16 protein-coding genes and 1 pseudogene are annotated in these 14050 nt (G+C 70.7%); 9 read left to right on the top strand and 8 right to left on the bottom strand.

The window, feature by feature from the left end; all coding sequences use genetic code 11:
• Positions 1-259, top strand: a pseudogene (locus tag KBX53_RS06350) (hypothetical protein); the annotation flags it as partial.
• Here the strand turns inward: KBX53_RS06350 and KBX53_RS06345 are convergent.
• Positions 254-631 carry a metalloregulator ArsR/SmtB family transcription factor gene (locus KBX53_RS06345; RefSeq protein ID WP_210858122.1) on the bottom strand — a complete coding sequence of 126 codons (378 nt, stop codon included), beginning with the start codon at positions 629-631 and terminating at the stop codon, positions 254-256. The pseudogene KBX53_RS06350 and the gene KBX53_RS06345 overlap by 6 nt on opposite strands.
• A gap of 72 nt (positions 632-703) precedes the next feature.
• Here KBX53_RS06345 and KBX53_RS06340 point away from each other — a divergent pair, with 72 nt between their 5' ends.
• The 4 genes from KBX53_RS06340 to KBX53_RS06325 all read left to right on the top strand — a co-directional run bounded on the left by KBX53_RS06340 (position 704) and on the right by KBX53_RS06325 (position 3223).
• The gene (locus tag KBX53_RS06340) at positions 704-847 is read left to right on the top strand and encodes a hypothetical protein (protein ID WP_210858121.1); all 144 of its coding nucleotides are present in this window, start codon (positions 704-706) and stop codon (positions 845-847) included.
• Positions 848-913: 66 nt separating this feature from the next.
• A complete protein-coding gene (locus KBX53_RS06335) occupies positions 914-1240 on the top strand; it encodes a metalloregulator ArsR/SmtB family transcription factor (RefSeq protein ID WP_210858120.1) in 327 nt (108 codons plus the stop codon).
• Positions 1240-1737, top strand: coding sequence for a GNAT family N-acetyltransferase (locus tag KBX53_RS06330; protein ID WP_210858119.1), 498 nt, complete (start codon positions 1240-1242; stop codon positions 1735-1737). Before KBX53_RS06335 ends, KBX53_RS06330 begins: the two co-directional genes overlap by 1 nt.
• A 76-nt stretch (positions 1738-1813) precedes the next feature.
• Positions 1814-3223 carry an FAD-dependent oxidoreductase gene (locus tag KBX53_RS06325; protein ID WP_210858118.1) on the top strand — a complete coding sequence of 470 codons (1410 nt, stop codon included), beginning with the start codon at positions 1814-1816 and terminating at the stop codon, positions 3221-3223.
• 84 nt (positions 3224-3307) lie between these two features.
• Here KBX53_RS06325 and KBX53_RS06320 read toward each other — a convergent pair whose 3' ends face one another.
• From KBX53_RS06320 to KBX53_RS06310, 3 genes are all read right to left on the bottom strand, one after another.
• Complete coding sequence (locus KBX53_RS06320; RefSeq protein ID WP_030330845.1) at positions 3308-5287, bottom strand: acyl-CoA dehydrogenase; 1980 nt, start codon at positions 5285-5287, stop codon at positions 3308-3310.
• 333 nt (positions 5288-5620) lie between these two features.
• Entirely contained in the window at positions 5621-7135 is a 1515-nt protein-coding gene (locus tag KBX53_RS06315) for a hypothetical protein (protein ID WP_210858117.1), read from the bottom strand.
• An 83-nt stretch (positions 7136-7218) separates the two neighbouring features.
• Complete coding sequence (locus KBX53_RS06310) at positions 7219-8109, bottom strand: ABC transporter ATP-binding protein (RefSeq protein ID WP_210858116.1); 891 nt, start codon at positions 8107-8109, stop codon at positions 7219-7221.
• Between the two features lie 60 nt (positions 8110-8169).
• On the opposite strand from KBX53_RS06310, the gene KBX53_RS06305 reads away from it, so the two are divergent.
• From KBX53_RS06305 to KBX53_RS06295, 3 genes are read left to right on the top strand one after another with little or no spacing between them, the layout of a single operon-like run.
• On the top strand, positions 8170-9243 hold the full coding sequence (locus tag KBX53_RS06305; RefSeq protein WP_309140720.1) for an ABC transporter ATP-binding protein: 1074 nt from the start codon (positions 8170-8172) through the stop codon (positions 9241-9243).
• Positions 9221-10009: an ABC transporter permease subunit gene (locus KBX53_RS06300; RefSeq protein WP_210858115.1), complete on the top strand. Its 789-nt coding sequence runs from the start codon at positions 9221-9223 to the stop codon at positions 10007-10009. The genes KBX53_RS06305 and KBX53_RS06300 overlap by 23 nt, the downstream gene beginning before the upstream one ends.
• A 60-nt stretch (positions 10010-10069) precedes the next feature.
• Complete coding sequence (locus tag KBX53_RS06295; RefSeq protein ID WP_051708311.1) at positions 10070-11116, top strand: CdaR family transcriptional regulator; 1047 nt, start codon at positions 10070-10072, stop codon at positions 11114-11116.
• Between the two features lie 129 nt (positions 11117-11245).
• On the opposite strand, the gene KBX53_RS06290 is transcribed toward KBX53_RS06295, so the two are convergent.
• From KBX53_RS06290 to KBX53_RS06275, 4 genes are all read right to left on the bottom strand, one after another.
• Positions 11246-11551 (bottom strand): BON domain-containing protein, encoded by a 306-nt coding sequence (locus tag KBX53_RS06290; RefSeq protein WP_030330834.1) that lies wholly within the window; start codon positions 11549-11551, stop codon positions 11246-11248.
• Between the two features lie 95 nt (positions 11552-11646).
• Complete coding sequence (locus KBX53_RS06285; RefSeq protein WP_210858114.1) at positions 11647-11922, bottom strand: GlsB/YeaQ/YmgE family stress response membrane protein; 276 nt, start codon at positions 11920-11922, stop codon at positions 11647-11649.
• An 88-nt stretch (positions 11923-12010) separates the two neighbouring features.
• The gene (locus KBX53_RS06280) at positions 12011-12625 is read right to left on the bottom strand and encodes an STAS domain-containing protein (protein ID WP_081883781.1); all 615 of its coding nucleotides are present in this window, start codon (positions 12623-12625) and stop codon (positions 12011-12013) included.
• Positions 12626-12765: 140 nt separating this feature from the next.
• Complete coding sequence (locus KBX53_RS06275; RefSeq protein WP_210858113.1) at positions 12766-13182, bottom strand: STAS domain-containing protein; 417 nt, start codon at positions 13180-13182, stop codon at positions 12766-12768.
• Positions 13183-13338: 156 nt separating this feature from the next.
• On the opposite strand from KBX53_RS06275, the gene KBX53_RS06270 reads away from it, so the two are divergent.
• Complete coding sequence (locus KBX53_RS06270; RefSeq protein WP_030330826.1) at positions 13339-14028, top strand: response regulator transcription factor; 690 nt, start codon at positions 13339-13341, stop codon at positions 14026-14028.
• Positions 14029-14050: the final 22 nt, after the last annotated feature.

Genomic DNA, 14050 nt, shown 5'->3' with positions numbered 1-14050 from the left:
GGTCGACACGGTGCTCTTCGCGACCGGCTACCGCCCGAACCTGGACTACCTCGCCCCGCTCGGAGCCCTGGATGACGGCATGCCCCGCCACGTGTCAGGTGTCTCCACGACCCACCGGGGGCTGGTCTATCTCGGGTTGGAGTTCCAGCGATCGTTCTCGTCGAACACCCTGCGCGGCGTCGGGCGCGACGCGGCGCATGTCGTTGCCGCCTTGGCCGGCGGGTGTCCGGCCGGTCGCTGCGCCGGCTGCCGCCTATGAGGCGGTTACCGATTCCACGGTGAGCAGCGCCGCGAGTTGGCGCAGGACCGCCGGTCGCGCCCGGTAGTACACCCAGGTGCCGCGCCGTTCGGCGTCGACGAGGCCGGCCTCGCGCAGGGTCCTGAGGTGATGCGAGATGGTCGGACCGGTCAGGTTGAAGGCAGGGGTGAGGTCGCAGACGCACGCCTCGCCGTTGTCGGCGGAGGCGATCATCGACATCAGCTGCAGCCGGACCGGGTCGCCGAGGGCCTTGAACGCCGGCGCGAGCAGCGCGGCGGTCTCGGCGGGCACGCGGTGCTGCGCCAAGGGTTGGCAGCAGAACCCCTCGCTGGTCACGTCGGTGAGAGTGAGAGGCGCAGCTTGCTTCGACATTCCTCTAGGTTGACATCTCTCTAATCAACGTGCAACCGTCTGTTTCGACGGACGTCAAGACAGGAGGGGATCATGTTCAGGCTTACGCGCCGACCGAGGGCATCCACGACCGGTGTCCGATTTTGCGACTCCTGCGCCGAGGTCAGCACTGTCGAGCAGCGTGCCGAGCGCCGCTTCGACGCGGCGCGGGCCGCCTACGCGACCTTCGGTCGATGATCACCGCTCACGGTTGATAGGCTTAATCGTCTATCGCCGATGAACGATGAAACGGGGAGGTGGGGGATGGCCGAGTTGCTCGACCGGACGACGGCGCAGACGTACGCGTCGTGGTTCCGGGCACTGGCCGACCCGACCCGGGTGCAGATCGTCGAGTACCTCGCCCGGCAGGCTCAGGCGACGAGCGTGGGGGAGATCGTCACCGCGATCGGCCGTGCGCAGTCCACCGTCTCGCAGCACCTGAAGATCCTCACCGAGGTGCGGTTCGTCCTTATCGAGCCGGTCGGCACCGCCCGCCACTACCGGATCAACGACGCCTGCGTCGACTGCTTCCCCTCCGCCGCGGACGTGGTCATGGGTCGACCCGCCCCCAGCCCGAACGGAACCTGCTGATGACCGACGTCACGGTGCGCGCCCTGCGGTACGAGGACGCCGAGCGGGTCCTGGCCATCTACCAGGCCGGGCTCGACGCCGGTAACGCCAGCTTCGAGATCACCGCACCGACCTGGTCGGCGTTCGACGCGGCGAAGCTGCCCGACCACCGCTTCGTCGCGGTGGACCCCGATGACAGGGTGCTCGGTTGGATCGCCGCCGCACCCACCTCGGCCCGCGACGTCTACGCCGGGGTGGTCGAGCACTCCGTCTACGTCGATCCCGCCGCGCAGGGCCGCGGCATCGCCCGGCTGCTGCTGGACCGGCTGATCATCTCCACCGAGGCCGCCGGCATCTGGACCATCCAGTCCGGAGTCTTCCCCGAGAACGCGGCCAGCCTCACCCTGCACGAGCGGGCCGGCTTCCGGATCATCGGCGTACGCGAGCGGATCGGTCGTCACCACGGCCGCTGGCGCGACGTCGTCCTGCTCGAGCGGCGCAGCCCGGTCGTCACCTGACCAACCGCAGGCCCTCACCCGTGGGTCCCGTCCACTCCGTTGATTCGATAACTGTCAAAGCAGAGGAGTCTTGCTGATGAGCACCCTGAACGAGCTGCCCGTCATGGTCATCGGCGCCGGCCCGGTAGGTCTGGCCGCCGCCGCGCACCTGCACGAGCGGGGCATCGCCTTCACCGTCCTCGAAGCCGGCGACACCCCGGGCGCCGCTGTCCGCCAGTGGGGGCACGTGCGCGTCTTCTCGCCGTGGCGGTACAACATCGACCCGGCCGCACGCCGCCTCCTCGACGCGGCCGGTTGGGTCGCCCCCGATCTGGAGGCGCTGCCCACCGGAGCGGAGCTGGCCCGCGACTACCTCCAGCCCCTCGCCGAGCTGGCGCAGCTCAAGCCGCACCTGCGCTACGGCGCCCGGGTCGAGGCGATCAGCCGCCGGGGCCTGGATCGGCTGCGCACGGCCGGTCGTGACTCCACCCCGTTCCTGATCCGCCTCAGCGACGGCGAGGAGCTCCTCGCCCGCGCCGTCATCGACGCGTCCGGCACCTGGGGCACCCCGAACGTCCTGGGCGCGTCCGGCCTGCCCGCCCACGGCGAGAGCACCGTCGCCGGGTTTGTGGAGCACGCGCTGCCCGATGTTCTCGGCGCGGCCCGGGACCGTTTCGCCGGCCGGCACACCCTCGTCGTCGGGGCCGGCCACTCCGCCGCGAACACCCTGCTGTCCCTGGCCGAACTGGCCGAGTACACGGCGGGCACCGCGGTGACCTGGGCGATCCGGACCGCCTCACCGGCGCGTACCTACGGCGGCGGGGACACCGACGCCCTCCCGGCGCGTGGCGCCCTGGGCTCCCGGCTGCGCGCGCACGTCGACGCCGGCCGGATCCGGTTGCTCACCGGCTTCTCCGTGCACGCCCTCACCCCGACCGATGGCCGGGTCACTGTGCTGGTGCGCCACGCCGACGGCGAAGAGGAGTCCGTCACCGTCGACCGGATCGTCGCCGCCACCGGCTTCCGCCCCGACCACTCGATCGCCGCCGAGCTGCGCCTGGACCTCGACCCGATCATGGGTGCCACCCGCGCCCTCGCGCCGCTGATCGACCCGAACGAGCACTCCTGCGGCACCGTCCCCCCACACGGCGTGAACGAACTCGCCCACCCGGAAACCGACTACTACGCCGTCGGCATGAAGTCCTACGGCCGGGCGCCCACCTTCCTCATGGCCACCGGGTACGAGCAGGTCCGTTCCGTCGTCGCCGCCCTCGCCGGCGACTGGGACGCCGCCCACGCCGTCCAGCTCGACCTGCCCGAAACCGGCGTGTGCAGCAGCAACCCCGCCGACTCCGCCACCGGCGACAGCTGCTGCGGGCCGGCGTCCGCAGCAGAGCCGGTGGCACGCGGACTCGCCACCGGCATCTCCGGCGGGTTGCTGTCCACGCCGCTGAACCTGGTCACCCTCGACGCCGCCCCCGCTCAGGCCGGCGGCTGCTGCAGCTGACCTCCCCCACCACGACGGTGCCCGCCGGCCCCAGAGCCGGCAGGCACCCTTCGGCCGAGCCGGGGCGGGCTTCCGGGCCTTCCCCTACGCCGGTACCACCTGGCGATCGCCGGCGGCGTCGTGGATGGCCATCGAGTCCTGCCGGTCGGGTTCCTCTTTCAGGATGGCGCAGTTCAGCCAGGCCTCCGGGATGGCGAAACCGTCCACGAGGGTGCGCATGTGCGGGCGCAGCTCCTTGAGCAGGCCGTTCACCACGGCCGTGATCGCCTTGGAGCGGGCCGGTGTCAGCCGGCCGTGCTCCAGGAACCAACCCTTGTTGGCCTCGATCACGCTGAGCGCGTACAGGTCACCGACCCGGGAGAGCAACGCCCGGACCGCGGGGTCGGCGGTCTCCTCGATGCCGGCGACGAACGCCTCCAGGGTGACCCGGTCGATGTGCGCGGTGGCGACCGCGAGAACGTGGTCCTGGACGTCGTTGAAGATGTCGAAGGAACGGTCCTTCTTGGTGGCCGCGCCGTTGCGGAGCCGGCGGACAGCGCCGTCGAGGAGGTGCCGCTCGCGGTCCTCGAAGGCCTTGAGCTGCCAACCGCGATCGGTGACCGCTACCTCGTCGTCGCGGCCCGGCACCGCGCTGATCAGCCGCTCGATGAGCGAGCGCGCGGCGGTACGCTCGAGCACCATCTCGCGGACCTGGTCGGCGACGAAGGAAGCGCGCCCCCAGCCGTCCAACGAGCCGAACGCGTCCCGGTGGCCGGTGAGCAGCCCCTTGGCCACCAGTTGCAGCAGCACCGTGTTGTCGCCCTCGAACGTGGTGAAGACGTCGGTGTCCGCCTTCAGACCGGGCAGGCGGTTCTCGGCCAGGTAACCGGCTCCGCCACACGCCTCGCGGCACATCTGGATGGTGCGGGTGGCGTGCCAGGTCTGCGCCGCCTTGAGACCGGCGGCCCGGGACTCCAGCTGCCGCTGTCGCTGCTCGTCAACCGGGCCGTCGCCGCCCTGCACCTCGCTGAGTGAGGTGAGCAGCTCGGTCTGGGCGAAGTGCAGCGCGTACGTGGTGGCCAGGGCGGGCAGCAGCTTGCGCTGGTGGGCCAGGTAGTCGTTGATCAGCACCTCCCGGTCCGCGCCGGGCGTGCCGAACTGGCGACGGATGTCGCCGTAGCGCACCGCGATGGTCAGTGCCGACTTGGTGGCCGCGGACGCGGCGCCACCCACGCTCACCCGACCGCGGACCAGGGTGCCGAGCATGGTGAAGAAGCGTCGGGAGTCGTTCTCGATCGGGCTCGAGTACGAGCCGTCCTCGGCGACCTGACCGTACCGGTCCAGGAGCATGTCGCGGGGCACTGCCACGTGGTCGAAGCTGAGCCGCCCGTTGTCCACGCCGAGTAACCCGCCCTTGGCGCCGGCGTCGCCGATGCTCACGCCGGGCAGCGGATTGCCCTGGGCGTCGCGGATCGGCACCAGCCACGCGTGCACGCCGTGCCGTCGTCCGTCGGTGATCAGTTGGGCGAAGACCACCGCCATCCGCCCGTCCCGTGCGGCGTTGCCGATGTAGTCCTTGCGGGCCGCCTCGTGCGGCGTGTGCAGGTCGAAGGTCTGCGTCTGCGGGTCGTACGTGCAGGTGGTGCGCAGTTGCTGGACGTCGGAGCCGTGGCCGGTCTCGGTCATCGCGAAACAGCCGAAGATCCGGCCCGAGATGATGTCCCGCAGGTAGGCGTCGTGGTGTCGTCTGGTGCCGAGGGCGGCGACGGCACCGCCGAACAGGCCCCACTGCACGCCGGCCTTGACCATCAGCGACAGGTCGACCTGCGCCAGCATCTCGCTGGCCACGATCGACCCGCCGACGTCGGACCTGCCGCCGTACTCGGGGGGAAAGGCCGACGCCATGCCCAGCTCGGCGGGGAGTTCGGTGAGCAGTCGGGTGATCCGCTCCCGTGCCTGGTCACCGGTCTCGCCGTACACCGGGAGGAAGCGCGCGTCGAGGTGATTCCGGTGGGCGTTGCGGACGTCGGCCCACGGTCCGTCGAGCACGTCTCGCAGGCGAGCGAGGTCGATGTGATCGGGCATGATCCCCCCTCAGCTAACGGGCATAAGGTGCAGACTGTGCCTAATCAAGAATACCGACGCCACGGTGAATAGCTGGGGAAGATCGTTGTGAGAGGGGACACCCTGGGGTCGTTGTGTGATTCTTTCCAGGGTGTAGCGGCGCGGGCGGCAATAAGCCGCAGCGATCGTCGCGCGACACGTTGGACGGTCAGCCCGGCACCGGTGGTGCGCAATTCCGGGGCGCAATTCCACGATCGTGCATGGCGACGGGATTCGCCGCGAGGGCGGCGATCCGGATGCGCAACGCCGCACCTCGCCACGGGCGGCGTCCGGGTCGGGTCGAACTGATCATCGTCAGGCGCACAGGTCGCGGCGGCGGTAGCCGATCGAGCCGGCGACCACTCCTGCTGCGGCGATGCCGGCCATCACCGCTGCTGCCGGCCAGGCCGGTGCGGTGGCCGGCACCGCGGCCAGGTGCGCGAACGGGGACAGCGCACGGACCCAGGCGGGGGCGTCGACGCTGTCGGCGATGACCTGCCACACGAACCCACCAGCGGCCGGAAGAGCGCCGACGGCCGCCACGGTACGCGGCCGCCAGCCGAGTGCCAGGACGCCGGCTCCCAGACAGAGCACCATGATCGGCGCGACGTTCCAGGCACCGGCGAACGCGTCAGCGGCCCCGAGCCCGGCATGGACAATGGCCGTGCCGGCCCACATGGCGAGGCCCGACAGCGTGATCAGGAGCAGCGCGGCGCACCCGGCGATGGTCGCCTCGGCGGCCAACAAGCGCAGTCGGGTCACCGGTGCGGCCAGCACCAGTGTGAGACGCCGGGCATTCTCGTCCGCGGCGGTGGCGGCGAGCCGCACCGAGACGAACACCCCGACCGGCACGGCCAGCAGCGTGAACATGGTGGCGGCGTAACCCTCCACAGTGCCGAGTGCGGGGAAGCCGGCCTGGGCCGCCATGGCCGCGAACTGGGGATTGCCGGTCAGGAACTCGGTCATGGACCGGGCGATCAGACCCAGGAGCAGGAAGTACGCGCCGATTCCGGCAGACCACGCGGCCAGCGGTCGCATGGTGCGTCGTACCGCGAAGGCCGGCACCGAACCGAGCAACGCGGTACGCGCCGGCCGACTGTCGGCCGTCGCCAGAATCCCCGCGCCGACGTCACGCCGCGCCGCGAGCCAACCCGCGAGGGCCAGTAGCAGCAGGGCGGCACATGTCAGCACCACCACCGGCAGCCCTCGACCGGTGGCGAACGGGCGGATCAGCGCCATCAGCCCGAACGGGGACAGCCACCGAAGCCAGGCCAGCGCGGGGACACCGTCGCCGACCATCCGCATGAGTAGCCCGACCACCAGCACGGCGGCAGCGGCACCGTTGGCCGCCGACCGGCTGGAGAACAGCTGCGCGCCGACTCCTCCGACCGCGACGAAGAAGAGGCCGACGGCAGCGAGGCCGGTGCCGTGCAGCACCGAACCGGTGCTCTCCGCTCCCGCGGCGATCATCGCCGCCGCTGTCGCCGCTCCGACGAGGACCGGCACGACGGCCAGGACACCGAGGTGATGGCGGACAGCCTCGGCAAGGGTGACCCGGCCGGACAGCAGCAGGCCCCACCGGCCGGCGTCCTCCTCCCCACGGGTGATCCGGCTGGCAGCCAGCATCGCCCACACACCGAGCACCACCGCCAGTACGGTGCCCGTACGCCACACCGTGAACCCGCCGGCCTGGTCGAGCGCGACCGGATCGCCGAAGAGGGTACGGATCGCAGGGTTGCGGGCCAGCGCCGCCACGGCGGCCGGATCCAGCGCGTCCGCGCGGTAGCCGACCACCACCAGCGCGGACATGCCCGCGCAGACGGCGGTCACGACCACGGCACCCCGGCGTACCTGTCGCACCGCGAGCCCTCGCATTGCCGGCTGCGGGCGGGTTGCCGGCGTCGCGGTCGCTGTCATCGGGGGCTCTGCCCGTAGTAGGCGAGGAAGATCTCCTCCAGGCTCTGCTCGCGGACGACGATCGTCGCCACATCAGCGTCGGCCAGGGCGCGCAGCGCCGCGGCGGGGGAGCCGTTGAGAGTGAATCGCACTGCCGCCGGGCCGTCCTCGTGCAGGCCGTCGACGCCGAGGACGCCGGTGAGGTCCGGTGGCGTGCCGGTGAACGTTGCGGCCACCTCGGTGTGGTGCAGTCGGCGTAGCTGGGCGACGGAGGCCACCTCCACCAGTTGGCCGGCGCGCAGGATGCCGACGCGGTCGCAGACGGCCTCGACCTCGGCGAGCTGGTGTGATCTTAGGTAGACCGTCGGCCCGCTGGCGCGGGACACACCGGCGGACTGCCGGCACTGCAGCTCCATGAGTGGATCCAGGCCGCTGGTGGGCTCGTCCAGCACCAGCAGAGGCGCCCGGGTGGCGAACGCCGCGATCAGGGCGACCTTCTGCCGGTTGCCCGTCGAGTAGGTGCCGGCCGGTTTGGACACGTCGAGCGCGAACCGTTGGATGAGTTCGTCGCGGTAGGCGGTGTCCGTACCGGGACCGATGCGGGCGAGCAGGTCCAGCACCTCGGCGCCGGTCATCCGCTGCCACAGCGCCACATCCGCCGGTACGTAGGCGAGCCGGCGATGGGCGGCGGCGACGTCGGCGGCGTCGGTGTCGAAGATCCGCGCTCGACCGGAGGTGGGTCGGGCGAGGCCGAGCAGCAGCCGGATCGTTGTTGACTTTCCGGCGCCGTTGGGGCCGAGGAACCCGAACACCTCGCCCGCCGCGACGTCGAGGGTGAGGTTGTCGAGGGCGAGTAGGCGTCCATACCGCTTGGACAGATTTTCGGTGCGCAAGGCAGAAACGCCCATCGGAGCCTCCAGGAGTCGCAGCACGACATGACCTGCCGACCAGACTTCCCGGCGCACCTGATGGGAGAGTACTCCCGGCGCTCGCGGCTCGGGGACCCGCCGGGCAGCGGTTCGGGCTACTGCTTCCGGTATTCGGCAACGGCCTCAGCGAGATGTCGGCCGGGCGCTGACCTGGATGCGGGCGGGAAGGCCGGCGACGATGTGGGCATGACAAGCGACATCGCTCTGCTCACCGAGGACCTGACCAAGTTCTATGGCCAGCGTCGCGGCATCGAGGGGCTCAGCCTGGAGATTCGTGCCGGGGAGGTGGTGGGTTTCCTCGGCCCGAACGGTGCAGGGAAGACCACCACCATCCGGCTGCTGTTGGACTTCCTGCGCCCCACTCGCGGACACGCGACCGTGCTCGGACTCGACCCGCGCCGGGACAAGGCCGCACTGCACCGTCAGATCGGCTATCTGCCCGGCGAGCTCGTGTTTCCCGGGCGCGACAAGGCGGAGGACCTGCTGCGCTTCTTCGCCGCGGCACGCGGCGGCGTGGCCTGGTCGCAGGTTGCCGAGCTCGCGGAGCGGCTCGACCTGGATCTCTCACGCCCGGTACGCACGATGAGTAAGGGCAACAAGCAGAAGGTGGGTTTGGTGCAGGCGTTCATGCACCGGCCGGCGGTGCTGGTCCTGGATGAGCCGACCAGTGGGCTGGACCCCCTCATGCAGCAGGAGTTCCTGGCCATGGTCCGCGACGCCAGAGTTGCCGGGCAGACCGTCTTCATGTCCTCTCATGTCCTGGCCGAGGTGCAGCAGGTGGCCGATCGGGTCGCCATCGTCCGCGCCGGCCGGCTGGCCGCGGTCGAGCGGGTTGAGTCACTGGGGAAGCGGGCGGTCCGCGCCGTCGAGATTCACTTCGATGATCCGGTGGACCCGGCAGAGTTCAGTGTCCTGCCCGGAGTACGTGACGTGGTGGTGTCCGGGCCGGTGCTGAAATGCACCGTCGACGGCCGCATCGACCCGCTGATCAAGGCGGCGGCGCGTCATGAGGTGATGGACATGTTGTCGGCCGAACCTGACCTGGAAGAGACGTTCCTGTCGTTCTACTACCACGCGGAAGGAGCCGGCGATGCTTCCCGCGCTGGTGCGTAAGACCTGGCGGGACGACCGCCTGGCATTGATCGGTTGGACCGGTGGCGTCGCCGCCTTCACCGCCATCTACACCTCCTTCTACAGCCAGTTCCAGGGTGCCGCGGAGCTGAAGCAGGACGCGTTGCCCCAGGGCATGCTGGACTTCCTCGGCATCGCCGACATGCTGTCGCCCGCCGGCTATCTGCAGGCGACCATCTTCAGCCTGGTCGGCCCACTGCTGGTCCTGATGTGCGCCATCACGCTGGCTGCCCGCACGATCGCTCGGCCGGAGGAGGACGGTGGCTTGGAGCTGATGCTGGCCAACCCGGTCTCGCGCGCCGCTTTCGCCTGGCAACGGGTGGTCGCCGCAGGGAGCGCGCTCACCGGAATCGCCGCCATCCCGTGGATCCTGTTGATGATCATTGTTCCCTGGATCGGCATGGACATCGCCCTGTCCAACGTCGCTGCCGCGTCCGCCGGGCTGGTCGCCCTGGTGTGGTGTTTCGCCGGCATCGCCTTCCTCGTTGGCGCCGCCACCGGAAAACGGGCTGCCGTTCTCGCGATCACCGGTGGCCTTGCGGTGGCCACCTACATGGCCAACGCCATCGGCGGCATGGTGGACGGATGGCACTGGGTTCGCTGGCTGTCACCGTTCCACTACTTCATCGGCACCGACCCACTGCACACCGGTTGGCACCCGGCCGAGCTTCTCGCCCTCGTGCTCCTTGGTGCCGCGGCCACGATCGCCGGCGTTATCGTCTTCGACCGCCGCGACATCGGTGTGTAAACCTGAAGCTCGTGGCCGCCGTTCACCGGCGGCCACCGCCATGTGGACAAGGAACAGCCCATGAGCGACGACACCTCGCTGGCGGCCGACTGTCAGGATCTGCTGTCCGTCCCGGCCGGTGCCCGGCGGCGGGCGGCGGCGAGCCTGGGTGCCCGCGCAGCGGGTCAAGGGCTCAAGCTGCGCGAGCTCGTCACCGGTCTGCTGGATGCCACCACCGCCCACTGGAGCGCCAACCCGGTCGCGTCGACCGACACCGCGGCCGCCGTGCATTCCCGCGCCGAGACACTCCTGGACACCGCGCGTGTCCTGCTCAGCGCCGCCCTGGACGGGTACGCCCGGCAGAACCGTGCCGAGCTTGATCGCCACGACAACGAACGTTCCGTGTTCGTCAACGACCTGCTCACCGGTAGGGCCGATCCCGGTGATCTCGCCGAGCGCGCACACCGATATGGCATCCGCCTGTCGGCCACCCACACCGTCCTCATCGCCCGTGCGACCGGCCTGACCACCGGCATCACGCACCGCATCGATGCCGCACTGGCCTCCAGGTTCGGCGAGGGTAACACCCTCACCACCCTCCGCGACGGTGACGTGGTCTGCATCAGCGCCGGCGGCCTACGCGGAATCGCGGCCGAACTCGCCCACCTGCTCCTCACCGAACTCGGCGCGGGCAACTGGCAGATTGCCGTCGGGCGTACCCAACCAGGGGTGCATGGCCTGGCCACCTCCCTCGACGAGGCCCGCCACACCCTCGACCACGCCGCCAAGCTCGGCTTCACCACGCCCGTACTCAATGCCGCCGATCTGCTGGTGTTCCCCGTGCTCCTGCGTGACCGCGACGCCATCACCGACCTGGTGACCACGGTCCTCGGGCCACTGACCACGGCGCGCGGCGGTGCCGAGCCGTACCTGGAGACCCTGTCGGTGCTCTTCGACAACCAGGGCAACCACACCGCGACCGCCCGGCAGATGCACCTGTCCGTTCGTGCGATCACCTATCGCCTCGACCGCATCCGGGACCTGACCGGCTACCACCCCGGGGAGCCGACCCAACGGTTCACGCTGCAGACAGCCGTCCTCGGCGCCCGACTGCTCGGCTGGCCGTGATAGCCCGGGAGCGCCAGATCAGGAAGGCGTGCGAGCAGGACCCCCGTTGACCAGACGACGACCATCAGAGTGTCACCGTCGCTAGGGCACGAGAGCGTCCGATCCGCTGTTACGCAGCGTGCGGTGTGGTTACCCCTGGTAGTGGCTGCGCCGTGGGCCGCTGAGCCGCAGCGTGTTGCAGATGTCGAAGACCCCGGGCACGTCGTAGGCGAGTTCCGCCGCGACCTGCCGGGTGTTCGGGTCACTCACCACGCCGGCGAGGATGACGACCCTGTTCTGCACGGAGACGACGATCTGCTGGCGTCGGGTGGTCCAGTCGATGCTCAGTCGCTGCGCGACAAGCGCCTCGATGCGTCGGTCCTCGTGATCCGGCTCGGGTCGGTTCGAGGCGTCGCCGGACCAGTTCTCGTCAGGTAATGGCCAGGGCAGGTACACGGTCAGCTCCTTGGTCGTGGCGAGGCGGGGGCGGAATCGCGGGCCGGTGGGACTTCCACGTCGGGCACCGGTGCCGCCGCTGCGTCGCCCCCGGTTCACGGGGCGTCGGACGGTTGGGGCTTGGCGGTGGCGACGACGAGCACGACGCCGCTGCCGGCGAGGCCGACCTGGATGACCAGGGTCAGGAGGGTGAGGGTGCCGGTGTCGACGCCAGCGAGCCGGGCGAGGATGGTGCCCGCCAGCGCGGCGACCACCCCGACGGACACCGTCAGCCAGATCGGGGCTTCCCGGCGTCCCGGGATGACGAGCCTGCCGAACAGGCCACTTGCGACGCCGACGAGGAGCGCGGTGACGAGACCGGCGATGCTCATGGGCTTCCTCGGGTGTCCTTGGAGTACGGGGGCGGGTGGCAGTCGGTCTCGACGTACGCCACGGGGAACACCGGCCGATCGATGTCGATCAGGAACGGGCGGCCGTCGCGGCGGAGGTCGTGCGCTCCGACGCCGAACCCGCGGACAACTGGGCGAGGGCGTCGTCGCGGCTGTCGAAGATGGGGAAGGCCCCGTCCAGGCGCATCGTGTGCAGGACGGTGCGGACGAACCGCGACGGCGCGGCCAGGCAGAGCGTGGCCCCACGGTCCCGGGCGTCACGGTGGGCGCGGACCAGGAGGCCCAGGCCGGTGGAGTCGATGAGGTGTACCCGGCTCAGGTCGACCACGATGTTTCCGCCCATGTCAGCGGCGTGCCGCAGGGCGTTGCGCAGCGTGTCACCGGTGTCGAGATCGACGTCACCGGCGGCGGCGACAACTGTCACGTCGTCCACGTGGTCGATGCCGAGGATCCCGCCAGGACCGTGGTCCCCGCACGACGCGTGGCCGCCACCAGCGGGCGGCAGCAGGCTGCAGTGCGGGCAGCGGTGCGGGCCGGTGGCGAACGGGGAACCGCTCCACCCCTGTTCGGATACCAGGGTCCAGACGACCTCCGCGTCGGGGAGCACGCACGCGGTGGCCTTGACGGAGTCGCCGCAGGTGTCGCAGATCAGGGTCATCAGGTGGTCGTCCGGGACAACTGTCATTCTGCTGGTCCTTCCTGGGGCCGTGTCCTCGCGCGCGGTGGGACACGGCGTTCGTGCAGAGCCGGAGCTGGGCCGCTCCCGAGGCTGATGGCGCGACCCGGGGAGCGGTTCAGCCGGAGGTGGCAAGGTGCGACGCTCCGTCAGGTCGCGGCTCGCACCGAGGCGCGGCCATGAGCGACCAACGCCGGCGGTGCGGCGATGGGTTCCTGTTCCGCCGTCGGCGTGCCGGGCGGCGACGAGGGGGCGGTGTCGACAATCGGCAGGATCTGGTCCAGCCGGGCGGTGTGCAGGATGCGCCGGATGCGCGGGTTCGGGTTGCGGACGGTGAGGACCCCGTCGGCCCGGGCGAGCCGCCGGTGCACATCGAGTAGGAGGCCGATGGCGGCGGCGTCGATGTGCCGGCAGCCCGACAGGTCGACCACCACCTGTGCGGGACGCAGGGCCACCAGCCGGTCGAACACTGCCCCGGTCGCCGGCAGGCAGGCCAGGTCGAACTCGGTGACGCACACCTCGACCAGCGGCAGCGTGCACGGCGTGGTTGCCAGCGGTCCGGTCACGGGCACACCCCCCTTTCCTTCGCGGACGCGGTCGCCTAGGACCCTGCCGTGCCGGCTTGGCGGTCACCACGCGGATCTGTGACAGTTCCGTGACAAATCTGCCAACCTGCCGCCGCGGTTGGCAGCCGAGCCGGTCGTCTGGGGATGATGCCCGGTATGACGGCCGTACTGGTGATCGAGGACGACGACCGCATCCGTCTGGCGTTGCTGCTCGCACTCGAGGACGAAGGCTACGACGCTCTCGGCGCGGCCACCGCCGAAGAGGGCCTGCGCGTGCAGCGCCGCGACCCGGCGGACTACGTGCTCGTCGACCTGATGCTGCCCGGTCTCGACGGGTTCGAGTGCATCCGGCAGCTGCGCCGTGACGATGACGTGCCGATCGTGGTGGTCAGCGCCCGCGACGACACCCACGACATCGTCGCGGCCCTCGAAGCCGGCGCCGACGACTACGTCGTCAAGCCGGTGGCGATCAAGGAACTGACCGCCCGGTTGCGCGCCCTGCGGCGCCGTGCCCGTACCGGCGTCGCGGGGCACACGCCGGATCCCGTGCCGGTGCTCGTGGTCGGCGAGCTGGAGATCAGCCCCGACGGGGGAGAGATCCGCCGCGCCGGCCAACCCGTACCGGTCACCCGCACCGAGTTCCGGCTGCTGTGCGAGCTGGCCGAGCACGCCGGCCGGGTGCTGTCCCGCCAGCAACTGCTGGAACGGGTCTGGGGGTACGACAGCGGAGACGAGCGGCTCGTCGACGTCCACGTGGGCCGGCTGCGGCAGAAGATCGAGCCGGACCCGGCGAACCCGCGGCACCTGGTCACCCTGCGGGGCCTGGGCTACAAGCTGCAGCGATGAGACGCCTCGGACTGCGTACCCG

The sequence above is a fragment of the Micromonospora sp. M51 genome, assembly GCF_018070305.1.
GTDB lineage: Bacteria > Actinomycetota > Actinomycetes > Mycobacteriales > Micromonosporaceae > Micromonospora > Micromonospora parva.
This window is presented reverse-complemented; position numbering and strand designations above follow the sequence as displayed.

Excerpts from the sequence above, each read along its gene's own strand:
- KBX53_RS06285 (WP_210858114.1), bottom strand. The coding sequence starts at position 11,922 with ATGAGCATCGCCGGTCTCGTCACCGCGCTCCTCGTCGGCGTCGCAAGT.
- KBX53_RS06330 (WP_210858119.1), top strand. The coding sequence starts at position 1,240 with ATGACCGACGTCACGGTGCGCGCCCTGCGGTACGAGGACGCCGAGCGG.
- KBX53_RS06310 (WP_210858116.1), bottom strand. The coding sequence starts at position 8,109 with ATGGGCGTTTCTGCCTTGCGCACCGAAAATCTGTCCAAGCGGTATGGA.
- KBX53_RS06305 (WP_309140720.1), top strand. The coding sequence starts at position 8,170 with ATGGGAGAGTACTCCCGGCGCTCGCGGCTCGGGGACCCGCCGGGCAGC.
- KBX53_RS06295 (WP_051708311.1), top strand. The coding sequence starts at position 10,070 with ATGAGCGACGACACCTCGCTGGCGGCCGACTGTCAGGATCTGCTGTCC.
- KBX53_RS06280 (WP_081883781.1), bottom strand. The coding sequence starts at position 12,625 with ATGACAGTTGTCCCGGACGACCACCTGATGACCCTGATCTGCGACACC.
- KBX53_RS06320 (WP_030330845.1), bottom strand. The coding sequence starts at position 5,287 with ATGCCCGATCACATCGACCTCGCTCGCCTGCGAGACGTGCTCGACGGA.
- KBX53_RS06300 (WP_210858115.1), top strand. The coding sequence starts at position 9,221 with ATGCTTCCCGCGCTGGTGCGTAAGACCTGGCGGGACGACCGCCTGGCA.
- KBX53_RS06335 (WP_210858120.1), top strand. The coding sequence starts at position 914 with ATGGCCGAGTTGCTCGACCGGACGACGGCGCAGACGTACGCGTCGTGG.
- KBX53_RS06325 (WP_210858118.1), top strand. The coding sequence starts at position 1,814 with ATGAGCACCCTGAACGAGCTGCCCGTCATGGTCATCGGCGCCGGCCCG.
- KBX53_RS06340 (WP_210858121.1), top strand. The coding sequence starts at position 704 with ATGTTCAGGCTTACGCGCCGACCGAGGGCATCCACGACCGGTGTCCGA.
- KBX53_RS06345 (WP_210858122.1), bottom strand. The coding sequence starts at position 631 with ATGTCGAAGCAAGCTGCGCCTCTCACTCTCACCGACGTGACCAGCGAG.
- KBX53_RS06270 (WP_030330826.1), top strand. The coding sequence starts at position 13,339 with ATGACGGCCGTACTGGTGATCGAGGACGACGACCGCATCCGTCTGGCG.